The organism is Paenarthrobacter sp. MSM-2-10-13 (genome assembly GCF_011605365.1).
Taxonomy (GTDB): domain Bacteria; phylum Actinomycetota; class Actinomycetes; order Actinomycetales; family Micrococcaceae; genus Arthrobacter.
Genome location: NZ_JAAOXO010000013.1, coordinates 58,579 through 83,492, shown reverse-complemented (window position 1 = coordinate 83,492; position 24,914 = coordinate 58,579). Strand labels below are relative to the sequence as shown.

Here is a 24,914-nt window from a genome sequence, read left to right as displayed (position 1 = left end):
GGGCAGAACGAACATCTGCAGTAAAAGGCGAGGTTGATGGTCCACATCTGGAACGATCCCACTGAAGTCCCCAAGGACTTCGGACCTACTGTCGTTACCATCGGGAACTTTGACGGCGTGCATCGGGGTCATCAGCATGTTCTGTCGCAAGTGACCGACACAGCCAAGCGGCACAACATCCCCTCGGTTGCCGTGACCTTCGATCCCCATCCCGCTCAGGTCCACAGGCCGGATTCTGCTCCTGAACTGATCATGGGGCTCCGGGACAAACTGGACGCCCTGGGCGACACCGGGGTGGACGCTGTGTTGGTGATGAAGTACACCCTCGACCTCGCCGCCATGACGCCCTTGGAGTTTGTCCGTGAAATCCTGGTTGAGGGACTCCACGCCGCGCACGTCGTTGTTGGTCACGACCTCCGCTTCGGCGCCGGCAATTCCGGCGACGTTCTCACTATGCAGGAACTGGGCGACCAGCTCGGTTTCGGGGTGCAGGTTGTCCATGAATACGGCGCAGGAGGCTTCCCGGTCCATGACGACGGCGATGCCGACCGCCGCTGTTCCTCCACCTGGGTGAGGGAGGCCTTGAGCGAAGGCGATGTAGTTACAGCTGCCGCGGTGTTGGGCCGCCCCCACCGCATGCGCGGTGAAGTGGTGCACGGAGCGGCCCGGGGACGGGATCTCGGCTTTCCGACGGCAAACCTTTCCCATGATTCCACCGGATACGTACCAGCTGACGGCATTTACGCGGGGTGGCTGATCGACCAAGCCGGCACGCGCTGGCCCGCCGCAATCTCCGTTGGTTCGAACCCCACCTTCGACGGCGTCAGCCGGCAGGTGGAAGCGCACGTGATCGACCGCCCCGAAGAGAACGTGGAAGACTTCGACCTCTACGGGCAGAATGTTGCCGTCGAATTTACGCAGCGCCTGCGCGGCATGGTGGCCTACCGTGGGCCGGAGGCTTTGGTCGAACAAATGTGCCTCGACGTAGCCCAGGCGCACGAACTGTTGACCCGGCGCCAGGGGCATTTCGACAACACTGCTGACGTGCCGGTAAACTGATCAGTGGATCCGGCTGCAGTCCGTGGCGGCTGGACCTGTTTTTGTGTGCGGCAACGTACCAGGGACAACCCGTCAGCGAGGCGCTGTTGCGGGAGGCACGGCACAACTCTAGGAGTTCACGTGGCACTTGACGCCGCTGTAAAGCAGTCCATCATCAAGGAATACGCAACCACTGAAGGCGACACCGGTTCACCCGAGGTCCAGGTTGCAGTCCTGACTCAGCGGATCAAAGATCTGACTGAGCACATGAAGGAGCACAAGCACGACTTCCACACCCAGCGCGGTCTGCTGGCCATGGTTGGTCGTCGCAAGCGCATGCTTACCTACCTGAAGAACACTGACATCGCCCGCTACCGTGCGCTCATCGAGCGTCTCGGCCTGCGCCGCTAGTCTGACTTAGGGGCGGCCCGGTCCCCAGCGGAACGGGCCGCCTTTTTCACCAACAACTAAAAACAGGAATCAACCGCATCGCGCATTCGCGGTCCTCGGTAGTGATTCCCGGGAACATCATCTGTGACGATGCCAACGCCCGTGGATCTCGATCGATGACCGGGTGTAGTACAGGCCAGGAAAAAAGAAGAGGCCTGGGTTGATGCGGCGGACTTCCGCTAACAGAAACGGAGGTGACTCTCTATGGAGGGTCCCGAAATCCAGTTCTCCGAAGCCATTATCGACAACGGCCGTTTTGGCAAGCGCGTCATTCGCTTCGAAACCGGCCGCCTTGCCAAGCAGGCAGCTGGCGCCTCGATGGTCTACATCGACGAAGACACCGCACTGCTCTCGGCAACCACGGCAGGCAAGCAGCCGCGCGAAGGTTTCGACTTCTTCCCGCTGACGGTTGACGTCGAGGAGCGCATGTACGCTGCCGGCCGTATCCCGGGCTCGTTCTTCCGCCGCGAAGGACGCCCGTCCACCGAAGCCATCCTGGCTTGCCGCCTCATGGACCGCCCGCTGCGCCCCGCCTTCGTGAAGGGCCTGCGCAACGAGGTCCAGATCGTGGTGACCGTTCTGGCCATCAACCCCGATGAGCTCTACGACGTCGTCGCCATCAACGCGTCCTCGATGTCCACGCAGCTTTCCGGCCTCCCGTTCTCCGGCCCGATCGGTGGCGTCCGCGTCGCCCTCATCGCCGACGAACAGGGTTCGCAGTGGGTCGCTTTCCCCAAGCACTCTCAGCTCGAGAACGCCGTGTTCAACATGGTTGTTGCCGGCCGCATTGCAGGTGACGACGTCGCCATCATGATGGTTGAAGCCGAAGCCACGGACAACTCCTGGAACCTCATCAAGGAACAGGGCGCAACCGCTCCTACCGAAGAGGTTGTTTCCGAGGGCCTCGAGGCTGCCAAGCCGTTCATCAAGGCACTCTGTGAAGCACAGGCTGACCTGGCAGCACGCGCTGCCAAGCCCACGGTTGAGTTCCCGGTCTTCCTGGATTACCAGGACGACGTCTACGCCGCTGTTGAAGCCGCTGCTGCTGACAAGCTGGCCGCTGTCTTCCAGATCGCTGACAAGCAGGACCGCGACAACGCCTCGGACGAGCTCAAGGACGAAGTCCTGGGTGCACTTGCCGGCCAGTTCGAGGGCCGCGAGAAAGAACTGTCCGCAGCTTTCCGCTCGGTCACCAAGCACGTTGTGCGCCAGCGAATCCTCAAGGACCAGGTCCGCATCGACGGCCGTGGCCTGACGGACATCCGCCAGCTGACTGCCGAGGTAGAGGTTCTGCCCCGCGTTCACGGTTCTGCAATCTTCGAGCGCGGCGAAACCCAGATCATGGGCGTCACCACGTTGAACATGCTCAAGATGGAGCAGCAGATCGACTCGTTGTCGCCGGTAACGCGCAAGCGCTACATGCACAACTACAACTTCCCGCCGTACTCCACCGGTGAAACCGGCCGCGTCGGTTCCCCGAAGCGCCGCGAAATCGGCCACGGTGCCTTGGCAGAGCGCGCTCTGGTGCCGGTTCTGCCCACCCGTGAAGAGTTCCCCTACGCGATCCGCCAGGTATCCGAGGCCCTCGGTTCCAACGGTTCGACCTCCATGGGTTCCGTCTGTGCTTCCACACTCTCCATGCTTAACGCAGGTGTGCCGCTGAAGGCAGCTGTTGCCGGTATCGCCATGGGCCTGGTTTCCGACCAGGTTGACGGCCAGACCCGCTACGCAGCCCTGACTGACATCCTCGGCGCCGAAGACGCTTTCGGTGACATGGACTTCAAGGTGGCAGGTACTTCCGAGTTCGTCACAGCTATCCAGCTGGACACCAAGCTCGACGGCATCCCCGCTTCCGTGCTGGCAGCAGCACTGAAGCAGGCCCGCGAAGCCCGCCTCCACATCCTCGAGGTCATCAACGCAGCGATCGACACCCCGGACGAGCTCTCCGAGTTCGCGCCGCGCGTTATCGCCGTCAAGATCCCCGTGGACAAGATCGGCGAGGTCATCGGCCCCAAGGGCAAGATGATCAACCAGATCCAGGAAGACACGGGCGCGGACATCTCAATCGAGGATGACGGCACTGTCTACATCGGCGCCACCAACGGACCGTCTGCCGACGCAGCACGCTCCGCCATCAACGCCATCGCCAACCCGCAGGTACCGGAAATCGGTGAGCGCTACCTGGGTACGGTCGTCAAGACCACCACCTTCGGCGCTTTCGTTTCCCTCACCCCGGGCAAGGACGGCCTGCTGCACATCTCCGAGCTCCGCAAGCTGGCCAATGGCAAGCGCGTGGACAACGTGGATGACGTCGTCTCCGTGGGCCAGAAGGTCCAGGTCGAGATCACCAAGATCGATGACCGCGGAAAGCTTTCCCTCTCCCCGGTTGTTGCCGAGGAAGAAGGAGCAGCCTCAGAGGACGCTCCGGCCGAGGCCGCTGAAGAGTCCGCAGAGTAGTCTGTAAGCAGTACACCCGGCAGGGCCGGTGGGCTTGAAAAAGCTCCACCGGCCCTTCCGGCCTTAACCTGAAAGGCCTTAATGACTGTCGTACCCTTGCCACTGGAACAGACCCTTCCCGGCGGCGAATTGATCCATGGTGCCGAGGGCGGTTCCGTCGTGCGGCGCTCGGTCCTGCCCGGCGGCGTGCGCGTCCTCACCGAGGCAATGCCCGGTCAGCGTTCGGCCACCATAGGGTTCTGGGTGGCAGTGGGTTCGCGTGATGAAGCGGACGGCCAGCATGGTTCCACACACTTTCTTGAGCACCTGTTGTTCAAGGGCACCAAACGGCGCACAGCCTTGGAAATCGCGTCCGCCTTCGACGAGGTGGGCGGTGAATCAAACGCGGCCACAGCCAAGGAAAGCACCTGCTACTTCGCCAGGGTCCTGGATACAGACCTCCCCATGGCCATCGACGTCATCGCGGACATGATCACCGGTGCGGTCTTGGATCCTGCCGAATTGGAGCAGGAACGCGACGTCATCCTTGAGGAGATCGCCATGGACAGCGACGACCCCACGGACGTCGCCCATGAGAAGTTCGTGGCCGCTGTCCTGGGCAACCACGCGCTGGCACGGCCTATCGGGGGAACGCCGGATGCTATTAGAGCCGTGGCAAGGGATTCGGTGTGGGCGCACTACCAGCGCTACTACCGACCGGAGGAACTGGTCATCACCGCAGCCGGCGGACTGGATCACGACGTCGTCTGCCAGCTGGTTGTGGATGCCCTGACAGCTGCTGGATGGCAGCTGGACGCCGACGCCGCGCCGGTAGACCGCCGGGGCACGGACCGTGCCGTCATCACGGGCACGGCCGGACTGCACGTAGTAAAGCGTCCTGTGGAGCAAGCCAATATCATCATGGGTTGCCCAACGATCGTTGCCACCGATGACCGCCGGTTTGTCATGAGCGTGCTCAATGCCGTACTGGGCGGAGGCATGTCCTCACGCCTGTTCCAGGAAATTCGTGAAAAGCGCGGCCTGGTGTACTCCACCTACTCTTTCACTGCCGCGTATGCGGACGCTGGCTACTTCGGAATGTATGCCGGCTGCACGCCTTCCAAGGTCCGCCAGGTGTTGGAACTCCTGGGCCTTGAGCTGGACAAGCTCGCCAAGGAAGGTATCACCGAGGAAGAGCTCCGGAAGGCTGTGGGGCAGCTTAGCGGCGGGATTGTCCTCGCGCTCGAAGACACGGGCTCCCGGATGTCGCGTCTTGGCCGGGCGGAATTGGTGTCCGGGGAGTTCCAGGACATCGACGAGACCCTGGCCCGCATCAAGGCCGTCACCGTGGAGGATGTCCAGGACCTCGCCCGTGAACTCGCAGCGGCGCCCCGGACCATCACTGTTGTTGGTCCCTTTGAGGAAACCGAAACTTTCGGGCTCTAGGTTCCCGTCCGGAACCTCTGGACTCCCGCACTGTAAACAGGGCAGCATGATCACACGATGATGCTGCCCTGACTACTTTGGAGCCCTGATGGATGCGCCCTCAAGCGGCCAAGCCGCGGAGATGCTGCGGGATTTCCTTGGTCATTGGCGCGGCATTACGGAGATCGCAGCGTCTCCTTGGGGAACTGCTCGGACTGCAGAAGCCGAGGCGGTGTTTACCAAGGCTGCGGGCGGATATGCCGTGGTTCAGAGCTATAGGCACCGCGAAGCCGACGGCACGCATTTCGAAGGTCATGGCATGTTCACTGTTGACCGGGACCACGGCGACACGCTGTGGTACTACGTGGACAGCATGGGACGGCCACCGGCGAGCCCGGTCCGTGGGACATGGAATGCAGGCACGTTGACCCTGGACCGGCGGACAGCCGACGGCGTAGCCCGGCACACATTCCGCGTGGACGATGGCGTCCTGGTGCACACCGCAGACTTGAGGCTTGAAGGATCCGCTGAGTTCAGCCCGTTGTTGAAGAGCGTGTTCCGGAAAGCGTGAACCCGCGCAGCGCTGGCGCCCTGTGCGGTCCTAGCCTCCGGCGAACGGCGGCAATACGTCGATGACGTCGTCGCTTCCCAAGGGAGCTGTACGGTCGCGGACGGCCACCTCGTTGCGAAGGAAACTGCTGCGTGCCACGATCCTGGCGAGCGGCGGCGTGCCTTCGGGGGGAAGCGGACGTTCGACGGCGAGGGCAGCTTCCAGCAGCGCCTCCAGGCTGGTTCCTTCCGGGAGGGAGTGAAGTTCTTCTTCCACCCCGGCGGCCGCGCGTGCGGCAGCGAAGTAACGGACAAGCAAAGGTTCAGCCTCCGATTGCGCTCATGCTGCGGTCCGGCTGGACGAAGTCCGCTGCGCCGAGACCTGTGTGGTCCATGCCGTGGGCTTTGGGTTTGACCCACATGGCGTCCTGCCACCGCGACGCCAATTGGTCATCCGTGGCACCTTCACGAAGGAAGCCCAACAGGTCGAATTCTTCGCGGGAGAAAAGACAGCTCATGATCTTGCCCTCCGCGGTGATGCGGGTACGGCGGCAGTCGGAGCAGAACGGCTCAGTGACTGATGCGATGATGCCGACTGTACCGAGGACCGGCCCTGTGGCGACGCCCGTTGCCGCGTCCCGGCGTCGTACTTCAAACCGTTCGGCCGGTGCGCCGTCCCGCTCGCGGGGGTCGTTGTCCAGCACGAAGTCTCGGGAGAGCAGTCCACGAATCTCGGCGGCCGTGATCATGTTGCGTCGGGTCCAGCCGTGGTCCGCGTCCAAGGGCATTTGTTCGATGAAGCGGAGTTCGTAGCCGCGGCCCAGGGCCCATTCCAGAAGATCCGGCGACTCGGCGTCGTTGATGCCGCGCATCAGCACAGCGTTCAGTTTTACCGGGCCCAACCCGGCCGCCCAAGCGGCATCCACGCCGGCCAGGACGCGATCCAGGAAGGGGCGACGGGTAAGTTTGGTGAAGGTCTCCTCATGGAGGGAATCGAGCGAGACATTGATCCGGGTAAGGCCCGCGGCTTTCAGTGCTGCGGCCTTCTTATCCAGTCCCACGCCATTGGTGGTCATGGAGATGGGGAGGTCCGGGTGGTCCGCGCGGATGCCGGCAATGATGTCCACCAAGTCGGCGCGGACCAGGGGCTCGCCACCAGTCAGGCGGAGTTCCCGCACGCCCAGGGAGTTGACGCCGACACGGACGATTCGGACTATCTCGTCCCTGGTCATCACTGCCTGTTTCGAGAGCCATTCCAGTCCCTCGGCAGGCATGCAGTAGGTGCAGCGCAGGTTGCACTTGTCCGTCAAGGAAAGGCGCATATCCGTTGCGCGGCGGCCATAACGATCCCACAGCCCGGTGGGCGTGCCGGCTGGACGTGGTGGCGGAACTGCAACGCCGCTTTCCGGGCTGCCTGCCGCGCCGCCCGGAGGGGGCACCGGCATGCCTAGCTGAACACTCATAAATTCAGGCTACGCCACCGTGGCTGGATCAGTGACACCCGTTACAGTCGCAGAGTCCTTAACCCACACAGTTCTTACGGATTCCAAACGCTTGTGCACTTTGGGCCAGGAACGCGTGCCGGCCACCGTCAGCAAACCTATGCTGAAAGCGTGACCACAAATGCGGCATCAGCAGCGGAGCCGGGGAATCGTCGGATCCTCCTGGTGGAGGATGAACAGACCATTGCCGACGTCGTCCGTGACTACCTGCTCAAAGCCGGTTTCCAGGTGGACATGGCGGGGGATGGTTTCACCGCACTCGACCTTGCAGCCACGCGGCAACCCGATCTTGTCATCCTGGATCGTATGCTGCCAGGACTGGACGGCGTGGAGGTGTGCCGCCGGCTTCGTCTAAGCATGAGCGTTCCCGTCATCATGGTCACAGCCTTGGGAACCGAAGATGACCGGATTTTGGGCCTGGAGATGGGCGCGGATGACTACGTCACCAAACCCTTTTCCCCGCGTGAACTGGTCCTCCGGGTGAAGTCGGTACTGCGCCGGAGTATCAAGGAGTTCACTCCGGAACCGCCGGTGGAAGCCGCAGGACTGGAACTGGATCCTGCCTCCCGGACCGTGACGCACCACGGAGTTCCGCTGGCTCTGACGGTCCGTGAATTCGACCTCCTGGCTTTCCTGATGCGAAGGCCCAACCAGGTCTTCAGCCGGGAAGAACTCATCAAGGCCGTATGGGGCTGGGACTTCGGTGATCTGTCTACCGTCACCGTCCACGTCCGGCGCCTACGGGAGAAGATAGAAGCCAACCCCACCAAACCCGAACTGCTTAAGACAGTTTGGGGCGTTGGCTACCGCTTCGATGGCAAGCGGTCTGAGACCGAAACTGTGCGGCCCGACGTGTCAGGGCCAGACGTGTCGGGGCCCAACGTTTCAGGGGGTGACCATGGAAGGCAGTGAGCTGTGGATCATCCTGGCATGGGTCCTGTTCTGGGCTGTGGTCATTGGGGCCGCCACGTGGGCGCTTCTCAGGCTGCTCCGCCGGGCCTCGGTACTCGCCCAGATCTGCCTGGTGGTGGTTGCCACTGTAGCTGTGCTGGTGGCAGGAATGGTCAGTGCCTTCAACGCGATGTTCATTTCCGCGCGGGACCTTGAGGTCATGTGGTACATCCTGGCCACTGCCTCAGCCGTCGCCGTGGCTCTGTCACTGATGCTCGGTGCCGGCGTCTCACGCAATGCGGCCCACCTTGTTGACGCTGCCCGACGCCTTGGTCGTGGCGAAACACTGGAACATACCGTGGCCGAGGGTCGGGGGAGCGCTCCCGCCATGACATCCGAACTCGCCGAATTGGCCCAGGAACTTGAGGCCAGCAGCCGCAGCCTGGCCGAATCGCGGGAACGCGAAGCTGCTATTGAGGCCGCCCGCCGGGAGCTGGTGTCATGGATATCCCATGACCTCCGTACACCATTGGCCAGCATGCGCGCCATGACCGAGGCCCTTGAAGACGGTATGGCATCAGATGTGCAGGGCTATTACCGGAAGATCATCGGGCAGACAGAGCAGATGACGGCCATGGTCAACGACCTCCTGGAGCTGTCCAAGATTCAGGCCGGCACCCTCCGCCTGCGTGCCGAACCGCTGGACTTGTACGACCTCGTCAGCGACGCGATCTCTGACCTGGCGCCGCTAGCCGCCAGGAAAGGCATCAGGCTCGACGGCGGCGGTGACCGTGAGTGCATGGCCGTCGCCGACGGACCAAGCCTCGCCCGGGCCGTGCGGAACATACTTCTCAACGCCATCATCTACAGCGAACCCGGCAGCGACGTCCACATCAGCGTCGGCGGCGAACGCGTTGGAGGTTCCGGCGGGAACGCCGTGATCGCTGTGGAGGACCAGTGCGGCGGCATCCCGGACGAGGACCTTCCGCACCTGTTCGAAACGGGATGGCAGAAAGACCCCGCCCGTCGCACTACGGAAGAGATGCAAGGCAGCTACAGCGGGGCAGGCATCGGCCTGAGCATGGTGGCTGGCATCGTCAAGGCGCATGGGGGAGCGGTCACCGTGGATAACGTCGACGGCGGTTGCCGCTTTGCGCTGTCACTTCCGGCCAAGGCGCCCTCATCGGAATCGCGGATGCCGTCCATGACATCAATGACTCCCACCCATCAACCCATCGCCAGAGAACACCGCCATGGAGGCATCTCATGAGTACGCTCGCACCCGGTACCACCCAGCAGCGAGGCACCATGGGCAGGCCCGCGCTGTGGGCGGCAGCCGCCGGCGTAGCAGCCGGCGCCGCGGGGATCGCGGCGGGCGAACTGGCTGCCGGTCTCCTGAGCCCCCTGGTATCGCCTGTTACAGCCCTCGGTGGTGCGGTGATCGATGCCGTACCGCCCGGGGTCAAGGATCTGGCGGTGCAGTTGTTCGGTACTGCAGACAAGATCGTGCTGGTGGCCTGCATTGTGAGCGTCGCAGGAATTCTGGCGGCGCTTGCTGGCATCCTGGAACGTCGCCGCACCGGCTGGGGCCTGGCACTGGCTGGACTGGCGGGCGCAGCCGGACTGACCGCCGTCGTGACCCGAGCCCAAGCGAGCCCCCAAGCGGCCCTTGCACCGATCGTTGCCGCCATTGTCACCATGCTGCTGCTGCGAACGCTCATACGTCGGCTCGCAACCTGGGTTCCCTCCGAAGAAACCCCCGGCCGTGAGGAGGCACCACTGGCTCGGCGGAGCTTTCTGAACGCCTTGGCTGGAACCTCACTCGCCGCCGTCGTGGCCGGAACAGTGACCACTGTCCTCACCAGGGCTACAGCAGTGGCGTCAGGTTTCCGCGGTTCCATGACGCTCCCGGAACCCGCCACGCCGGCGCAAGCCATTCCCGCAGGTGCGTCCCTTCCCGTGGATGGCATCAGCCCCCTGGTCACCCCGAACGCGGATTTCTACAGGATCGACACCGCCTTGACGGTGCCGGCCATCGATCCTCCTGCCTGGAAACTGAAGGTCACCGGAATGGTGGAACGCGAAGTTGAAATGGACTTCGCCACCCTCCTGGCCAAGCCCATGACAGAACGCCACATCACCATCGCCTGCGTGTCCAACAATGTAGGTGGCGACCTCATCGGCAATGCCCTCTGGCTGGGCTGGCCCGTACGGGAACTCCTGGCCATGGCAGGACCCAAGGCCGGCGCGGACATGGTCCTCTCCACCAGTAACGACGGCTGGACGGCCAGCACTCCCTTGGAGGCCCTCAATGATGACCGTGACGCGCTCCTGGCCGTAGGCATGAACGGAGAGCCGCTCCCGCTGGAACACGGATTCCCCGTGCGGATGATCGTGCCGGGACTTTATGGCTTCGTCTCGGCCACCAAATGGCTCACTGAACTCAAGGTCACACGCTTCGCCGACGACACCGCGTACTGGACGCCCCGTGGTTGGAGCGATCGAGGTCCCATCAAGACGCAATCGCGCATCGATGTACCCCGCAGCGGCCGGAGCGTCCAAGCAGGCAAGGTGCAGTTCGGCGGCGTAGCCTGGGCCCAGCACAGGGGAGTCAACCGCGTAGAGCTCCGCGTCAACCGCGGACCATGGCAGCAGGCAGCGCTGGCCAGCCCGATCTCCTCAGACACCTGGTATCAGTGGCAGTTGGGCCTCGATCTCACGCCAGGGGACTACGAAGTGCAGGTCCGGGCAACCGATTCCACCGGTGTTCCTCAGACTGAAGACAAAGCGCCGGTAGCCCCGGATGGTGCCACCGGCTATCACACCATCAACGTCAAAGTGGGCTGAGGCCCTAGTCTGGGTACGTCCGGAGGTTTCGCCGGAAGCCAGCGTGTCCACACAGGAGGATGTCCGTGCCCAGATCTGTTGCAGCCCACCGCCAGGCAGTGGTGGAACTGCTGACCGGTGTCCTAGCCGACAAAGGGCACCTCCGCATGCCATTACTGGAGGCACTGGGTAGGGCGCTCGCCGTCGACGTCCACGCGCCACTGTCACTGCCCCCGTTCGCCAACTCCCAAATGGACGGATTCGCCGTCCGCTCAGCAGATATCCCCGACGGCGGTGCGGAGCTCCGGGTAGCGGAGCCGGTTCCGGCAGGTGCCGCGCCGGCAGCTCTCAAGCCCGGCTTTGCCGCCCCCATCATGACCGGAGCCGTGATCCCCGAGGGGGCCGACGCCGTCGTGCCCATTGAAAAGGCCACGCCGAACACTTTCCCGGACCCTGCAGCGGGCGAGGCTACCGTGGTCCTGCCTTCAGTCGCCTCCGGCACCTACGTCCGGGACAGCGGCAGCGACATCGGCAAGGGTGCGCTGGCGTTGGCCGCCAGTACGCGGATGGGGCCTGCACAATTGGGCTTGCTGGCCGCCTTGGGCCTGACAACCGTTCAGGTCCGCCAACCCTGCCGTGTCCTCCTGGTCACCACCGGAGATGAGGTAGTGGAGCCGGGGTCCGAACTCACAGCAGGCAAGATCTTCGATTCCAACGGGACACTGCTCGAAGCGTCCATGCGACAGGCCGGCCTGGACGTGGTCCGCACCGGGATTTCCGAAGACGATCCCTCCAAACTGCTGGCGGTCCTTCGTCGTCATACCGGGCCGGCGGAGGACCGGGTAGATCTCATCGTCACCACCGGGGGAGTGAGCAAGGGCGCCTACGAGGTAGTCCGGCAAGCCATGGCGAACCAGCCGGTGGAATTCCAGCCGGTCGCCATGCAGCCAGGCGGACCGCAAGGATTGGGCACCTTTGAGGGCGTGCCCTTCCTGGGCTTTCCGGGGAACCCGGTCAGTTGCCTGGTCTCCTTCGAAATGTTTCTCCGGCCCGCCCTTTCGCAGGTACAGGGAACCCCTGCCCCGAGGCCGGTGGTCAGGGCACGCCTGAGCGAATCGCTGACCTCCCCGGAAGGAAAACACCAGGTTCGCCGCGGAACCATGGGCACCGATGGCACGGTCCGGATGGAAGGTGGCGCAGGTTCCCACCTGGTCCATGCCCTGGCCCGGGCAAACGCCCTGGTGCAGATCCCCGGCGACGTCACGGAACTCGCCGAAGGGGACGAAGTGGAAGTATGGATGCTGTGAACCACACTCCCGAAAATTCCGGTGGCCTGACCCACCTCAGGCAGGACGGCACCGCGCAGATGGTGGACGTCTCCCAAAAAGCCGTCACTACTCGTGTTGCGACTGCCACGGCCACTGTCCGCAGCACGCCCGCGGTGCTGGCCCTGCTGGGTGCCGGCGAGCTGCCCAAGGGCGATGCCCTCGCCGTGGCGCGCGTCGCAGGGATCATGGCGGCAAAGAAGACCCCCGATCTGATTCCGTTGTGCCATCCATTGCCGATCTCCAAGGTCACCGTGGACTTTGAGCTGGACACCGACTCGATTGGCATCCTGGCAACGGTCAAGACCAAAGGCGTGACCGGCGTCGAAATGGAAGCCTTGACGGCGGCCTCGGTGGCGGCCTTGAGCGTCTACGACATGATCAAGGCCGTGGACAAGCATGCAGTGCTGACCGATATACGGGTCTTGGCCAAGAGCGGCGGAAAAAGCGGGGACTGGAACGTCTCTGGAGTATCAATGCCACGTGAGGCCGGCGCGTGAGTGCGTGCGAGCCGAACACGCTGCGGAAAGCCGGCATCGTGATCGCGTCAACCCGCGCGGCCGCTGGAGTCTACGCCGATGAGACAGGTCCGATCATCCTCGATTGGCTCAGCGAGCACGGCTTCGATACGTTCCCCACCATGGTGGTGCCGGACGGTGAGCCTGTTGGAGCTGCCCTAAGGGCTCTCCTGACCCAGGATCCAGCCGTAGTGATCACCAGCGGCGGCACGGGCCTTAGCCCGGATGACCGCACACCGGAAATGACGCTGCCGCTGCTTGAGCGCGAGATTCCGGGCATCATGGAAGGCATTCGCCGCGCCGGCGCTGCCAAAACCCCCATGGCCATGCTCAGCCGTGGCCACGCCGGAACAGTAGGGAAGACGTTTATCATCAACCTGCCTGGATCCCCGAAAGGCGTCATGGACGGCTTGGCTGTCCTGGACCCTGTGATCGGGCACCTTTGTGAACAGTTGGAAGGAAATCATGGGCACTGAAACAAACTTTGAAGTGGTCAGCGCCGTTCTCAGCGCCGAGCCGATTTCCGTGGACCAAGCCATCAAGGCGGTCGAATCGGATACCGCGGGAGCCGTTGTCAGCTTCAGTGGCGTCGTCCGAAACCACGACAGCGGCAAGGCTGTGGACCGGCTGAGCTACAGCGCGCATCCCACAGCCCAGCAGGTGATGTCAGAGGTCGTGGCGCAGCTGGTGGCAGAGCACTCCGGAGAAGCTGCACAGCCGGTTCGGATCTGGGCAGCCCACAGGATCGGCATGTTGGAGATCGGGGACCCCGCGCTGGTATGTGCGGTGGCTGCTGCCCACCGCGGCCAGGCGTTCGCTGTGTGTGCCGAGCTTGTGGACCGGGTCAAAGAGCAGGTCCCCATTTGGAAGGAACAGTTCTTCACTGATGGCACTGTGGAATGGGTCGGGGCAGGGGAGTAGGCCCGAGTCACGGTTCCTCCCGGGCTCCGACCCGGCGGTAGGGTTAACGGCATGACCGAACAACTTGCTGTTGCAGTGCTGGGTGCCCACGGGCGTATGGGAATGGAAGCCGTCAAGGCTGTTGAGGCAGCCGGAGACATGAAGCTGGTGGCCGCTTTGGGCCGCGGCGATTCCTTGGAGAAACTGCTCGACGCCGGTGCACAGTATGTTGTTGACCTCACCGTTCCGGACACCACGGAGGCCAACGTCCGGTTCGCCGTAGAGCACGGCATCCACGCAGTTGTGGGTACCACCGGCTGGGACGCCCACCGGCTCGATTCCTTGCGGAGCCTCTTGGAGCAAAAGCCGGACACCGGTGTTCTGATCGCCCCGAACTTCGCCCTTGGTTCCGTGCTCGCGTCCGCCTTCGCGGCGAAGGCTTCGCAATACTTCGAGTCCGTGGAAATCATCGAACTGCACCACCCCAACAAGGTTGATGCTCCCTCCGGCACCGCTGTGCGCACAGCGCAGCTGATCGCTGAAGCGCGCCAGGATGCCGGTGTCCCGGCGAGCCCTGACGCCACGGAAACATCACTGGACGGTGCAAGAGGCTGCGACGTGGACGGGGTTCGAGTCCACAGCGTGCGCCTGCGCGGTTTGGTGGCTCACCAGGAAGTGCTTTTCGGTGGTCCCGGTGAGCAGCTGACGTTGCGCCACGACTCCTTCGACCGAGCCTCCTTCATGCCCGGAGTCCTTCTGGGGCTTCGTAAAGTTGCAGCCAACCCCGGCCTTACCGTGGGCTTGGATGGCTACCTGGACTTGGGTCTCTAAAGCCATGGGTAATTTCTGGACGTCCCTGAAGAAGAACCGCACCAAAATCTGGGTAGGTGCCATCACCTTACTGTTGGTCCTATACCTGGTGGTTTCGGTGCAACGCTCCTTCCTGTTGCTCGGTGACCCCAATCTGGTTGCCAAGGGAATCGGGGCCGCTTACTTGGTCCTGCCGGTTGTTGGCGCGTGGGCACTCATCCGCGAGCTGCTTTTCGGTGCGCGCACCGAGCAGATGGCCAAGGTCCTGGAAGCCGAGGGCGGTTTGCCCGTTGATGACCTTCCGCGCACCCCGGGCGGGCGCATTGTCCGAGCGGCCGCTGACGCAGAGTTTGAGAAGTACCGCGCCGAAGCAGAAGCCGCACCCGAGGACTGGCGGTCCTGGTTCCGATTGAGCTGCGCGTACGATGCCTCCGGGGACCGCAAACGTGCCCGCGCGTCCATGCGCGATGCCGTGAAACTCTTCCGCTCTCAGCCCACTGCCGCAGGCCGGTGACTGCCAAGGCGTGATGCGGTGTGGGCTACCCATTCCAATGGTCCGCGGTGCTGCAGCACCGCGAAACAAACGCCAATCGCAACGGCAGTGAGGGCTTGGGCCCAGTACATCCCTTCGTCCGTCCACCCCGAAGGCAAAGGCTGGTTGGTGAAGGCGGACACCACCCAGACGTGGGCAGAGTAGAGGCTCAGGGTCATGGCACCCGGCCCGCTCAGCAGGACCAGGAAATTGATCCTGATCCGCTCCGCCAACGTGCCAAGCAGCAGGAACAACCCCACTACGGCCGCAGCAACGCCGCCGCTGTGCAGCAGGTCCAAGGTGGTCCCGGCATGCGGGGCTGCCGTTGCCAGCCACCACCAGGAGCCGGTCTGTTCCAAGCCGGTAACGTTCACCTGAAGCATGCTTTCCAAGGGATAGCCCCTGGTGACAGGGAGGGCTGACAAGGCAGTGCGGCCACCCCATGCCTCCATGGCCAGGATCCCGACGACTTTCGCCACGCCGGCCACCGCGATCCCGCACATCACCAGCAGCAATTGGATCCTCGCGGTGGTCAGCGCCAAACGGCCTATCACCAGTCCGATCAACAAGTAGGAGATCCACTGGAACACAGGGTAATAGCCGGTGAAAAAGAGGTCGGCGAGGAGGCGTGCAGGAGTCCCGAAATCCTCCCAATTGGGGTTATGGCCCAACGTCAGGGGAGGTGCGGCGTCCAGCAGCAGCGGCCAGACCAGAAACGCAAGCAGCGGAGAGAAAAAGACCCAGCCGAGGGCCCAGAAGCAAAGTGCCTTGAGTCGGAGGCCCAGAAACGGCAGGATGCACAGGAAAAGGACGGCGTAGTGAACCAGGATCACTGCGACGTTGACGTCAAGGCCTCCCAACATCAGGCCGACGACGGCAATCACCAAGGCGCGCATGGCAACTCCTCGCCGGGCAGCCCACAATTCCGTGCCGCTGCGGGGCTCCTGTTTGCCCGTACTGAGCGCCAGCCCGATGCCGGCGAGGACTGCGAACAGCGCCGCCGACCTGCCTGAGAACACCAATCCCACAAAGGTCGGTTCCCACTGCGGGGACGGTCCGAACGTGGGCATCAAGTGCGTGGCCATCATTCCCAGCAAAGCCGCGCCTCTTGCGGCATCGATTCCCGAGAGCCGAGAGGAGACCGTGCGTTTGCCGGGGGCATTTCGCGGAGGCGCCGTCTCTTGCGAAGTCATTCAGCGATCGTCTCATAATCAACCGCGCGCTGGCGGTAGAGTTCCATGCCATGGAATCTGTGAACGCCCAGTGGGCCGGAGCTTTCGAGGTCGTTCACGACTCCGATGGATGGCAGCAGTTCAGACGCCTTGATTCGGCGCTGTTCATGCCCCCAGCCACGAATGGGCTGGAGGAGCGTGCCAGGATGTGCGCCGGAATCCACGCGACGTGGACGGCAACGTCGGGGCATGTGGTGATTGAAGCCGAAGGTCCGGAGGACGGATCTCCCTTCGACGTCCTGGTAAATGGAGTTCTCCGGCATCGGGTCCCTGGGGCTGGACGTGTCAGTCATGACCTTGACCTTGATAATATGCCGCCTCACTCCAGAGTCCAGTTGTGGCTGCCGCACTATGGTTTCCTGAGGGTGCTGGAGGTTTCCCTGAAAGGTCAGGACGTGAAGGTTGCCGCGGAAACGGGTAGGAGGTGGATCGCCTACGGAAGTTCCATCACCCAATGCCGGACGGCAAATGGTCCCTCCGAGGCGTGGCCGGCGTTGGTGGCCAGGGAACTCGGCTGGCGATTGCAGTCCTTGGGCTTCGGGGGCGAATGTCAGCTGGACCCCGCGGTCGAGAGCACGATCTCGCAACTTCCGGCAGATATCATTTCCCTGTGCCTGGGCATCAACAGTTACAACGTCGCCGCCTTCTCGGGAAGGACGTTCGCAAGCCAGGTCCTGGGGTTTGTCAGCAATGTTCGTCGGGCACACCCTGGCGTGCCCATTGCGGTCATTTCTCCTGTGTTGTCGGTTCCCCGGGAAAATGTGCCCAACTCTGCAGGCTGGACGCTGGCTGACTACAGGAAAGCAGTAGCCGACGTCGTCCGGACGGTCCGAGAACGCGGGGATGCAAACGTTCACCTGCTCGACGGTGCCAGCGTCTTCGCGATGGAGGAAGCCGTTGCTTTGATGCCCGATACGTTGCATCCCAACAACGAGGGCTACCGGCTGATGGCTGAGCGGCTGGGGCCGCGCCTGGCCGCAGTAGCCACCGGCTGAGCCGTTTTGCTGGAGTGAGTGCTCATCAAACGCACGTCACTGTTGGGGTTTGTGGCCACAACTGTAAAACGAAGCTCTTGTGTTCGAATATATGTTCGAATAATATGGCTGCATGAACGATGCTCCCAAGCCGCCAGAAGGTATTCAAGGACCCATGAAAGCGATGAGCCCCGGGGTCGTCGATTTCCTGTTCAGGCAGCTCGTGGCCGGCGAGCCTCCGGAAGACACCCAGTGGCGGCGTGAAGGTACTGTCCTGGCTGAGCAGCAACCGGGGGCCGAGCTCGCCCGACGCCTGTCCGAGACGGATTTGGCTTCACTGACGCCCCTGGAACTCTTCGAGTACGTTCGCGCCTCGCAGCGCCTGGTGGCTTGGGCGGAGCAACTTAAGGAGCGGGCCGTTGCTCGGTATTGCGCAGAAGAGCCAACGCGGGCGCCTAAGCCAGCATGACTGGAAGGTGCCACTCCCGGCGGCGCGGGAGTCGCACCTGCACGGAAGCTATCTTGCCGCGTTTGGAGCCCCCGCGCCTCGATCACTACAGGTAGCCGCGCACTACAGGTAGCCGCGGTTATTGAGGACCATCGCGGTTAATGGGGACCATTAGGCGGGATCCATTCTTCCAACAAGCCCGTCACAGGGTAACGTTTTTTATATGTCTGACTTGCGCGCTAACGTTCCCGCCCTTGGTACCCTGCTGACCGCCATGGTCACCCCGTTCACTGAGGACGGCAAGGTGGATTATGACCAAGCCGCGGCACTGGCGGAAAAGCTTGTTCAGGATGGTTGCGATGGACTCGTGGTCACCGGCACCACTGGAGAAACCTCAACCCTGACAGACGACGAGAATCTCGGCATGTTCCGGGCGGTCAAAGAGGCCGTTGGCGGCAAGGCTGCCATCATTGCCGGCACCGGCACTAACGACACCGCCCACTCGGTGCACCTCTCGCAGCGTGCGGCTGAACTGGGCGTTGATGGTCTCCTGATCGTCACCCCGTACTACAACAAGCCCAGCCAGGCGGGCGTTCGCGCACACTTTGAGACGATTGCCTCTGCCACTGACCTGCCCGTTATGCTCTACGACATTCCGGGCCGTTCCTCCATTGCGATCGCTCCGGAGACCATGATCGCGCTGGCGAAGCACCAGAACATTGTGGCCGTCAAGGACGCCAAGGCCGACTTCGCCGCCGCGACACGCGTCATGGCTGAGACGGACCTGCTCTTCTACTCCGGCGATGACGGATTGACGCTGCAGTGGATGGCCCTCGGAGCCGTCGGCCTGGTGGGCGTTACCACGCATGTAGCCACGCGCCGCTTCCGTGAGCTGATCGACGCCGTCAACGCCAACGACCTCGCCAAGGCCAGGGCCATTAATTTTGAACTGGAACCCGTCATACGTGCAACCATGACGCGGGTCCAAGGCGCAGTAGCCGCCAAACAGATTCTCAAGTGGCAGGGAGTCCTGCCCAACTCGGTTGTCCGTTTGCCCCTCGTGGAGCCGGACGTGGCCGAGATCGACATCATCCGCGGGGATTTGGCGGAAGCCGGAATGGACTTCGACGTCCAGGACGGTTCCGCCGGAAAGTAGCAAAACATGACCCAAACCGCCCTTCCCGGACTGGTTACTCCGCCCAAACTGCCCAAAGGCACGCTACGGATTGTCCCGCTCGGTGGACTGGGAGAGATTGGCCGCAACATGGCGGTCTTCGAAATCGATGGCAAACTGCTGATCGTTGATTGCGGTGTGCTCTTCCCCGAGGAGACCCAGCCGGGCGTCGACTTGATCCTGCCTGACTTCTCGTACATCGAAGACCGGCTGCAGGACGTGGTGGGCGTTGTGCTGACTCACGGCCACGAGGACCATATTGGCGCCGTTCCCTACCTCCTGCGCCTCAAAGCCGATATCCCGCTGATCGGATCCCAGCTGACTCTTGCGTTGGTGGAAGCCAAGCTTCAGGAACACCGGATCAAGCCGTACACGCTGACCGTCACTGAAGGGCAGGTGGAACAGTTCGGCCCGTTCGAGTGCGAGTTCGTTGCAGTCAACCACTCCATTCCGGACGCTTTGGCAGTCTTCATCCGCACCGAGGGCGGCACTGTGCTTCACACGGGCGATTTCAAGATGGATCAATTGCCGCTGGATGGCCGTATCACCGATCTTCGGCACTTCGCGCGCCTTGGTGAAGAGGGTGTGGACCTCTTTATGGCAGACTCCACCAACGCGGACGTGCCGGGCTTCACCACTGCCGAGAAGGAAATCGGCCCCACGCTGGACCGGCTGTTCGGCCAGGCCAAGAAGCGCATCATCGTGGCTTCGTTCTCGTCCCACGTTCACCGTGTCCAGCAAGTTCTGGATGCGGCCGCCAAACATGGCCGCAAGGTGGCCTTCGTTGGCCGTTCAATGGTCCGCAACATGGCTATCGCCGCCAAACTCGGGTACCTCGACGTCCCGCAAGGCATCCTGGTGGACATCAAGAACATCGACACCATGCCGGATGACCGCGTGGTCCTCATGTCCACAGGCTCGCAGGGTGAGCCGATGGCAGCGCTTTCCCGCATGGCCAACGGTGACCACCGTGTGATTGTTGGCAAGGGCGATACCGTCATCCTTGCCTCCAGCCTCATCCCGGGCAATGAGAACGCCGTGTTCCGTATCATCAACGGCCTCCTGAAACTCGGCGCCGATGTGATCCACAAGGGCACAGCCAAGGTTCACGTATCCGGGCACGCTGCCGCTGGGGAACTGCTCTACTGCTACAACATCCTTGAGCCCCTCAATGCGATGCCCGTCCACGGTGAAACACGCCATTTGATTGCCAACGGCAATATTGCTGCCGAGTCCGGAGTTCCTTCGGACAGCATCATCCTGAGCGACAACGGCACGGTGATTGACCTCAAGGACCACATGGCGAACATCGTCGGCCAAGTAGAGGTCGGGTTCGTCTACGTGGACGGCTCCAGCGTGGGCGAAATCACCGACGCCGATCTCAAGGACCGACGAGTCCTGGGGGACGAGGGCTTCATTTCCATCATCACGGTCATCAGCCGCACTACTGGCAAGATCGTGTCCGGCCCTGAGATTCACGCCCGTGGGGTTGCCGAGGATGACTCAGTGTTCGACGAGATCATTCCCAAGATCAACGCCGCGCTCGAAGAAGCTGTGCTTAACCACGCAGATCACACCAACCATCAGTTGCAGCAGGTGGTCCGCAGGATCATCGGTACGTGGGTCAACCGGAAGCTTCGCCGCCGCCCCATGATTATCCCGGTAATCCTGGAAGCGTAGCCAGCCAGCAACATGAATGCCAAGGGGGCCTGAAATCCGCGGATTTCAGGCCCCCTTGGGGTAGCGTGGCACTTATGGCGACCCGTACTACCTCCACGCCACGAGGCAGCTCCAGCAGCAAACCCGGCGGCACAGGCCGGAGCACTGCCGCATCCAAAACCAGCGCAGCCGGCGCCAAAAGCGGGCGTGGCAGCACTGCCCGCACCAAGCAAGCGGCCGCCGTCGAGCCCCAAGCGCCGCTGCCCCTGCGCATGCTGTCAGGTTTCTGGCAGGGGGTCGGCCACGTTGTCGGCGCCGGGGTTCGGCGAATCGGCTATGACGTCAGCGATCTCGACCCCGCAGACCGCAGGGACGGCGCGGCACTTTTCAATTTGGTGTTGGGCATCACCATCGCCACCTTTGCGTGGTGGGGTCTGACCGGCTGGCTTCCGGACATGGTCTACAGCGTCGTCAACGGCACCTTTGGATGGATGTCCCTCCTTCTGCCCTTGATGTTGTTCGTCTGTGCTTTCCGCCTCTTCCGCAAGCCCCAGGACGGACGCGGCAATAACCGTGTGGGCATCGGCTTCATGATCATGACGCTGGCAGGCTCCGGTTTGGCCCATGTCATTGGCGGCTTGCCCACTGTTGCAGACGGTTTTGACGGCTTGCGCAAAGCCGGCGGAATGCTGGGTTTCCTCGCAGCGGCTCCTTTGGCTGCAATCCATGTGGCTGTCCCGATTGTTCTCTTCGGATTGCTGGCGTTTGTCTCCCTGTTGATCGTCACAGCCACGCCGTTTGGTGCCATCCCATCCCGCATCCGGGGCGCCTACGAGCACCTCATGGGCGTCGACCTCATGGACGGCTCCGGTAAGGACGCCCATGACCGCAGCTACCTCTATGAAAACGAGGCTGCCGCCAAGCCCAGGAAGAAGAAGCGCATGCGCTTCTTCGGCAAGGACGAGGAAACAGATACCAGCTTGGAAGGTTACGTCGGGGACGAGGCCTTCGAGCACGCCATAGTGGACGACGACGAAGATCCGGAGACGTCTGCGCCGCGGGTTCCGCCGGGCGTGCGTCGTCCAACACAGGCGGAGATCGCCGTCGGGAAGATCAAGGCAGCCCAAGGCCTGGGCGGTGCCACGCCAGGTATCGACAACCCCACCGAGGCCATCCCGATACTTACGCCGGAGATGACCGCGCCTGTGGCTCCGGTTGCGCAGGTTCCCGCAAAGCCCGCAGGTGCGCCCCTCCCTCAGGCGCCCATCCCACAACGCACCGAGCAACTGTCCTTGGCCGGCGACGTCACCTACACCTTGCCGGCCTCGGACTACCTGACACCGGGCTCCATCCCGAAGGAACGCACGGAAGCCAACGACGCCGTCGTCGCCGCCCTGACGGATACCCTCACGCAGTTCAACGTGGAGGCTGCGGTGACCGGCTTCAGCCGTGGTCCCACGGTGACCCGCTATGAGATCGAGCTGTCACCTGGTACCAAGGTGGAGCGCGTCACCGCTTTGTCAAAGAACATTTCCTATGCCGTGGCGTCCAGCGACGTACGAATTTTGAGCCCTATCCCCGGCAAGTCAGCCATCGGCATCGAGATCCCCAACACGGACCGCGAAACGGTGTCCCTGGGCGACGTCCTGCGCAGCCAGAACGCCCGCCGCACGGACCACCCCATGGTGATGGGTGTGGGCAAGGACGTCGAGGGCGGCTACGTCGTGGCCAACCTCGCCAAGATGCCCCACCTGTTGGTGGCCGGTGCCACGGGCGCCGGTAAATCCAGTTTCGTCAACTCCATGATCACTTCCATCCTGATGCGTGCAACGCCGGATGAGGTCCGCATGGTCATGGTGGATCCCAAGCGCGTGGAACTCACGGCCTACGAAGGCGTCCCGCACCTGATCACGCCCATCATCACCAATCCCAAAAAAGCTGCCGAGGCACTGCAGTGGGTTGTTCGCGAGATGGACGCCCGCTACGACGACCTCGCCAACTACGGTTATAAGCACATTGACGACTTCAACAAGGCGGTCAGGGCAGGCAAAGTAGTCCCTCCTGTGGACTCCAAGCGCATCATTAAGCCTTACCCCTATCTGCTGGTGATCGTGGACGAGCTCGCCGACCTCATGATGGTGGCCCCACGCGACGTCGAAGACTCGATTGTCCGCATCACCCAACTGGCCCGTGCGGCCGGCATCCACTTGGTGCTCGCAACCCAGCGACCCTCCGTCGATGTCGTGACCGGCTTGATCAAAGCCAATGTGCCGTCCCGAATGGCCTTCGCGACGTCGTCCGTCACGGACTCCCGCGTGGTCCTGGACCAGCCTGGCGCCGAGAAGCTCATTGGCCAAGGTGACGCGCTGTTCCTGCCGATGGGTGCATCCAAGGCAATGCGTGTCCAGGGTGCCTGGGTGACGGAATCAGAGATTCATAAAGTGGTGGAACACGTCAAGGGGCAGCTGCAGGCTGTCTACCGCGATGACGTCGCCGCCGAGGCACCGAAGAAGCAGATCGACGACGACATCGGAGATGATCTCGAGGTCCTGCTTCAGGCAACGGAACTTGTGGTGACCACGCAGTTCGGTTCAACGTCCATGCTCCAGCGGAAGCTTCGTGTGGGCTTTGCCAAGGCCGGCCGCCTCATGGACCTCCTGGAATCCCGCGGGGTGGTGGGCCCTTCCGAGGGCTCCAAGGCGCGCGACGTCCTGGTAAAGCCTGACGACCTCGCTGCCGTTCTTGCCGCGATGAAGGGTCAGGAGTCACCCGCTGCGCCGGACGCCCACACAGCGGCACTGAGCGATAACGCGAACTCGAACATCGCCGTCGGCGGTTATGCCGAAGACCTTGTTCAAGCGGACCTGGACAACCGAACGCAGGCCGTCGAATATTACGACGGCGCGGATGTCCCGAACGATGACGAAGAGGGCGGCGAGGACGCCTGGTCGCTCACTGGAAGATAGCCCTCAAGAGGGTAGCCTTGTGGGGTGACTAAAGCCGAGGGTGATAACGCGACTTCCAGCAGCTCCGATGTCTGGAACCTGCCCAACATCCTCACCATGCTCCGCATCGCCCTGGTTCCGTTCTTCGTATGGTTTCTTCTGGCCGACGACGGCGAGTACGGAATCTGGCGGTGGGCGGCCGTTGTGACCTTCGCTGTTGCCATCTATACGGACAAGCTCGACGGCGACATCGCCCGGGCGCGTGGCCTGATCACTAATTTCGGCAAGATCGCCGACCCCATAGCCGACAAGCTGCTGATCGGTTCGGCGCTGGTACTCCTGTCCATCCTGGGGGACTTGCCGTGGTGGGTGACCATCCTCATCCTTGTGCGGGAGTGGGGAATTACAGCCCTTCGCTTCGTTGTTATCCGATACGGCGTGATGCCGGCTTCCCGGGGCGGCAAGCTGAAAACAGTCGTTCAAACCGTGGCCATCTTCCTCTACATCCTTCCGCTGAAGGCTATCGCACCGTGGCTGGGTGACGTCGCCTTCTGGGTCATGATGGTGGCTCTCGCCATCACGCTGTGGACCGGAGTGGAATATGTGGTCCAAGCACTGAAGCTGCGGGCGGCCGGACGGCGCGCATGAGGCCCCCTGAAGGCGTATCCGCAGCCGCCCAGACCTCCACGGCAGCCGTTGCCATAGCAATCGGGAACAAACTCACCGTAGCTACGGCTGAGTCTCTGACAGCCGGAATGGTTGCCGCCACGCTGGCCAATACTCCGGGCGCGTCCGGGATGCTGCAAGGCGGGGTGGTTGCCTACCAAAACTCGGTGAAGGCCGGTGTCCTGGGTGTTTCGCAGGAACTGCTTGCAGCGGTGGGCTCCGTTGACGGGCAAGTGGCCGAAGCAATGGCCGATGGCGTCCGGCGGGTCTGCGGGGCCGACCTCGGAATTTCCACCACGGGTGTGGCGGGACCTGATCCGCACGATGGTAAAGCAGTAGGCACCGTGTTCATCGGCATTGCCGGAGAATCCGGTACCGAGTCGTTTGAATATAGTTTTTCGGGGGACAGGCATTCCATCAGGGAACAGGCCTGTGAGGCCGCGTTGGCGCGTCTGCTTGCTGCGCTGAGTGACGTTGGTTACCGTTCGTAAAGTAGTCGGGAACAAAAACTGATTGCCAATAGTTGTGTCATTGTGTCGCTTCGGAAGAGCCGGGGCGCCTAGGATGTAAAAACCAACCCGGTCCGCCAGCCAGCGAACCGGATGACTGAGGGA

24 protein-coding genes are annotated in these 24,914 nt (G+C 62.8%); 21 read left to right on the top strand and 3 right to left on the bottom strand.

What is annotated here, in order from left to right; translation table 11 throughout:
• Positions 1 to 36 precede the first annotated feature (36 nt).
• The 5 genes from HAV21_RS19590 (at position 37) to HAV21_RS19570 (ending at position 5,920) form a co-directional block, all read left to right on the top strand.
• The gene (locus HAV21_RS19590; protein ID WP_142939653.1) at positions 37 to 1,059 is read left to right on the top strand and encodes a bifunctional riboflavin kinase/FAD synthetase; all 1,023 of its coding nucleotides are present in this window, start codon (positions 37 to 39) and stop codon (positions 1,057 to 1,059) included.
• A gap of 120 nt (positions 1,060 to 1,179) precedes the next feature.
• Complete coding sequence (rpsO, locus tag HAV21_RS19585; RefSeq protein WP_142939652.1) at positions 1,180 to 1,449, top strand: 30S ribosomal protein S15; 270 nt, start codon at positions 1,180 to 1,182, stop codon at positions 1,447 to 1,449.
• Between the two features lie 243 nt (positions 1,450 to 1,692).
• The gene (locus HAV21_RS19580) at positions 1,693 to 3,945 is read left to right on the top strand and encodes a polyribonucleotide nucleotidyltransferase (protein ID WP_011774282.1); all 2,253 of its coding nucleotides are present in this window, start codon (positions 1,693 to 1,695) and stop codon (positions 3,943 to 3,945) included.
• Between the two features lie 81 nt (positions 3,946 to 4,026).
• Positions 4,027 to 5,370, top strand: a complete 1,344-nt coding sequence (locus HAV21_RS19575; protein WP_166842825.1) for a pitrilysin family protein — start codon at positions 4,027 to 4,029, stop codon at positions 5,368 to 5,370.
• Between the two features lie 88 nt (positions 5,371 to 5,458).
• On the top strand, positions 5,459 to 5,920 hold the full coding sequence (locus HAV21_RS19570) for a DUF1579 family protein (protein ID WP_142939650.1): 462 nt from the start codon (positions 5,459 to 5,461) through the stop codon (positions 5,918 to 5,920).
• 30 nt (positions 5,921 to 5,950) lie between these two features.
• Here the strand turns inward: HAV21_RS19570 and HAV21_RS19565 are convergent, their stop codons facing one another.
• Positions 5,951 to 6,217 (bottom strand): MoaD/ThiS family protein, encoded by a 267-nt coding sequence (locus HAV21_RS19565; RefSeq protein ID WP_142939649.1) that lies wholly within the window; start codon positions 6,215 to 6,217, stop codon positions 5,951 to 5,953.
• Between the two features lie 4 nt (positions 6,218 to 6,221).
• The gene (gene moaA, locus HAV21_RS19560; RefSeq protein WP_208097208.1) at positions 6,222 to 7,361 is read right to left on the bottom strand and encodes a GTP 3',8-cyclase MoaA; all 1,140 of its coding nucleotides are present in this window, start codon (positions 7,359 to 7,361) and stop codon (positions 6,222 to 6,224) included.
• Between the two features lie 150 nt (positions 7,362 to 7,511).
• Between moaA and HAV21_RS19555 the strand changes: the two genes are divergently transcribed.
• Genes HAV21_RS19555 through HAV21_RS19515 form a run of 9 tightly spaced genes read left to right on the top strand, consistent with a single transcriptional unit; the run spans position 7,512 to position 15,184 of the window.
• Positions 7,512 to 8,312, top strand: a complete 801-nt coding sequence (locus HAV21_RS19555) for a response regulator transcription factor (protein ID WP_166842824.1) — start codon at positions 7,512 to 7,514, stop codon at positions 8,310 to 8,312.
• Positions 8,299 to 9,561 (top strand): HAMP domain-containing sensor histidine kinase, encoded by a 1,263-nt coding sequence (locus HAV21_RS19550; RefSeq protein ID WP_166842823.1) that lies wholly within the window; start codon positions 8,299 to 8,301, stop codon positions 9,559 to 9,561. The genes HAV21_RS19555 and HAV21_RS19550 overlap by 14 nt, the downstream gene beginning before the upstream one ends.
• Positions 9,558 to 11,138 carry a molybdopterin-dependent oxidoreductase gene (locus HAV21_RS19545; RefSeq protein ID WP_166842822.1) on the top strand — a complete coding sequence of 527 codons (1,581 nt, stop codon included), beginning with the start codon at positions 9,558 to 9,560 and terminating at the stop codon, positions 11,136 to 11,138. Before HAV21_RS19550 ends, HAV21_RS19545 begins: the two co-directional genes overlap by 4 nt.
• Positions 11,139 to 11,197: 59 nt before the next feature.
• A complete protein-coding gene (glp, locus tag HAV21_RS19540) occupies positions 11,198 to 12,424 on the top strand; it encodes a gephyrin-like molybdotransferase Glp (protein WP_166842821.1) in 1,227 nt (408 codons plus the stop codon).
• The gene (gene moaC, locus HAV21_RS19535) at positions 12,412 to 12,942 is read left to right on the top strand and encodes a cyclic pyranopterin monophosphate synthase MoaC (protein ID WP_166842820.1); all 531 of its coding nucleotides are present in this window, start codon (positions 12,412 to 12,414) and stop codon (positions 12,940 to 12,942) included. Before glp ends, moaC begins: the two co-directional genes overlap by 13 nt.
• Positions 12,939 to 13,436 (top strand): MogA/MoaB family molybdenum cofactor biosynthesis protein, encoded by a 498-nt coding sequence (locus tag HAV21_RS19530; protein ID WP_166842819.1) that lies wholly within the window; start codon positions 12,939 to 12,941, stop codon positions 13,434 to 13,436. Before moaC ends, HAV21_RS19530 begins: the two co-directional genes overlap by 4 nt.
• Positions 13,426 to 13,881, top strand: coding sequence for a molybdenum cofactor biosynthesis protein MoaE (locus HAV21_RS19525; protein WP_166842818.1), 456 nt, complete (start codon positions 13,426 to 13,428; stop codon positions 13,879 to 13,881). The genes HAV21_RS19530 and HAV21_RS19525 overlap by 11 nt, the downstream gene beginning before the upstream one ends.
• A 51-nt stretch (positions 13,882 to 13,932) precedes the next feature.
• Positions 13,933 to 14,691, top strand: a complete 759-nt coding sequence (gene dapB, locus HAV21_RS19520) for a 4-hydroxy-tetrahydrodipicolinate reductase (RefSeq protein WP_166842817.1) — start codon at positions 13,933 to 13,935, stop codon at positions 14,689 to 14,691.
• Between the two features lie 4 nt (positions 14,692 to 14,695).
• Complete coding sequence (locus HAV21_RS19515; protein WP_014921283.1) at positions 14,696 to 15,184, top strand: hypothetical protein; 489 nt, start codon at positions 14,696 to 14,698, stop codon at positions 15,182 to 15,184.
• On the opposite strand, the gene HAV21_RS19510 is transcribed toward HAV21_RS19515, so the two are convergent.
• Positions 15,160 to 16,395 carry a heparan-alpha-glucosaminide N-acetyltransferase domain-containing protein gene (locus HAV21_RS19510; RefSeq protein ID WP_166842816.1) on the bottom strand — a complete coding sequence of 412 codons (1,236 nt, stop codon included), beginning with the start codon at positions 16,393 to 16,395 and terminating at the stop codon, positions 15,160 to 15,162. The two genes, HAV21_RS19515 and HAV21_RS19510, sit on opposite strands and share 25 nt — an antisense overlap.
• A gap of 50 nt (positions 16,396 to 16,445) precedes the next feature.
• Between HAV21_RS19510 and HAV21_RS19505 the strand changes: the two genes are divergently transcribed.
• From HAV21_RS19505 to HAV21_RS19475, 7 genes are all read left to right on the top strand, one after another.
• Positions 16,446 to 17,429, top strand: coding sequence for a GDSL-type esterase/lipase family protein (locus tag HAV21_RS19505; RefSeq protein WP_166842815.1), 984 nt, complete (start codon positions 16,446 to 16,448; stop codon positions 17,427 to 17,429).
• A gap of 112 nt (positions 17,430 to 17,541) precedes the next feature.
• The gene (locus HAV21_RS19500) at positions 17,542 to 17,877 is read left to right on the top strand and encodes a hypothetical protein (RefSeq protein ID WP_166842814.1); all 336 of its coding nucleotides are present in this window, start codon (positions 17,542 to 17,544) and stop codon (positions 17,875 to 17,877) included.
• A gap of 202 nt (positions 17,878 to 18,079) precedes the next feature.
• Complete coding sequence (dapA, locus tag HAV21_RS19495) at positions 18,080 to 19,012, top strand: 4-hydroxy-tetrahydrodipicolinate synthase (protein ID WP_142939637.1); 933 nt, start codon at positions 18,080 to 18,082, stop codon at positions 19,010 to 19,012.
• Between the two features lie 6 nt (positions 19,013 to 19,018).
• Positions 19,019 to 20,710, top strand: a complete 1,692-nt coding sequence (locus tag HAV21_RS19490; protein ID WP_142939636.1) for a ribonuclease J — start codon at positions 19,019 to 19,021, stop codon at positions 20,708 to 20,710.
• A gap of 74 nt (positions 20,711 to 20,784) precedes the next feature.
• Positions 20,785 to 23,655 carry a DNA translocase FtsK gene (locus HAV21_RS19485; protein ID WP_166842813.1) on the top strand — a complete coding sequence of 957 codons (2,871 nt, stop codon included), beginning with the start codon at positions 20,785 to 20,787 and terminating at the stop codon, positions 23,653 to 23,655.
• Positions 23,656 to 23,679: 24 nt separating this feature from the next.
• Entirely contained in the window at positions 23,680 to 24,282 is a 603-nt protein-coding gene (gene pgsA, locus HAV21_RS19480) for a CDP-diacylglycerol--glycerol-3-phosphate 3-phosphatidyltransferase (protein WP_166842812.1), read from the top strand.
• On the top strand, positions 24,279 to 24,791 hold the full coding sequence (locus HAV21_RS19475; RefSeq protein WP_142939633.1) for a nicotinamide-nucleotide amidohydrolase family protein: 513 nt from the start codon (positions 24,279 to 24,281) through the stop codon (positions 24,789 to 24,791). Before pgsA ends, HAV21_RS19475 begins: the two co-directional genes overlap by 4 nt.
• Positions 24,792 to 24,914 lie beyond the last annotated feature (123 nt).

What these genes read in the sequence shown, in the direction of transcription:
- HAV21_RS19590 (WP_142939653.1), top strand. Translation starts at nt 37, where the DNA reads ATGGTCCACATCTGGAACGATCCCACTGAAGTCCCCAAGGACTTCGGA.
- HAV21_RS19580 (WP_011774282.1), top strand. Translation starts at nt 1,693, where the DNA reads ATGGAGGGTCCCGAAATCCAGTTCTCCGAAGCCATTATCGACAACGGC.
- HAV21_RS19575 (WP_166842825.1), top strand. Translation starts at nt 4,027, where the DNA reads ATGACTGTCGTACCCTTGCCACTGGAACAGACCCTTCCCGGCGGCGAA.
- HAV21_RS19570 (WP_142939650.1), top strand. Translation starts at nt 5,459, where the DNA reads ATGGATGCGCCCTCAAGCGGCCAAGCCGCGGAGATGCTGCGGGATTTC.
- moaA (WP_208097208.1), bottom strand. Translation starts at nt 7,361, where the DNA reads ATGAGTGTTCAGCTAGGCATGCCGGTGCCCCCTCCGGGCGGCGCGGCA.
- HAV21_RS19550 (WP_166842823.1), top strand. Translation starts at nt 8,299, where the DNA reads ATGGAAGGCAGTGAGCTGTGGATCATCCTGGCATGGGTCCTGTTCTGG.
- HAV21_RS19545 (WP_166842822.1), top strand. Translation starts at nt 9,558, where the DNA reads ATGAGTACGCTCGCACCCGGTACCACCCAGCAGCGAGGCACCATGGGC.
- glp (WP_166842821.1), top strand. Translation starts at nt 11,198, where the DNA reads ATGTCCGTGCCCAGATCTGTTGCAGCCCACCGCCAGGCAGTGGTGGAA.
- moaC (WP_166842820.1), top strand. Translation starts at nt 12,412, where the DNA reads ATGGATGCTGTGAACCACACTCCCGAAAATTCCGGTGGCCTGACCCAC.
- HAV21_RS19525 (WP_166842818.1), top strand. Translation starts at nt 13,426, where the DNA reads ATGGGCACTGAAACAAACTTTGAAGTGGTCAGCGCCGTTCTCAGCGCC.
- dapB (WP_166842817.1), top strand. Translation starts at nt 13,933, where the DNA reads ATGACCGAACAACTTGCTGTTGCAGTGCTGGGTGCCCACGGGCGTATG.
- HAV21_RS19515 (WP_014921283.1), top strand. Translation starts at nt 14,696, where the DNA reads ATGGGTAATTTCTGGACGTCCCTGAAGAAGAACCGCACCAAAATCTGG.
- HAV21_RS19510 (WP_166842816.1), bottom strand. Translation starts at nt 16,395, where the DNA reads ATGACTTCGCAAGAGACGGCGCCTCCGCGAAATGCCCCCGGCAAACGC.
- HAV21_RS19505 (WP_166842815.1), top strand. Translation starts at nt 16,446, where the DNA reads ATGGAATCTGTGAACGCCCAGTGGGCCGGAGCTTTCGAGGTCGTTCAC.
- HAV21_RS19500 (WP_166842814.1), top strand. Translation starts at nt 17,542, where the DNA reads ATGAACGATGCTCCCAAGCCGCCAGAAGGTATTCAAGGACCCATGAAA.
- dapA (WP_142939637.1), top strand. Translation starts at nt 18,080, where the DNA reads ATGTCTGACTTGCGCGCTAACGTTCCCGCCCTTGGTACCCTGCTGACC.
- HAV21_RS19490 (WP_142939636.1), top strand. Translation starts at nt 19,019, where the DNA reads ATGACCCAAACCGCCCTTCCCGGACTGGTTACTCCGCCCAAACTGCCC.
- HAV21_RS19485 (WP_166842813.1), top strand. Translation starts at nt 20,785, where the DNA reads ATGGCGACCCGTACTACCTCCACGCCACGAGGCAGCTCCAGCAGCAAA.
- HAV21_RS19475 (WP_142939633.1), top strand. Translation starts at nt 24,279, where the DNA reads ATGAGGCCCCCTGAAGGCGTATCCGCAGCCGCCCAGACCTCCACGGCA.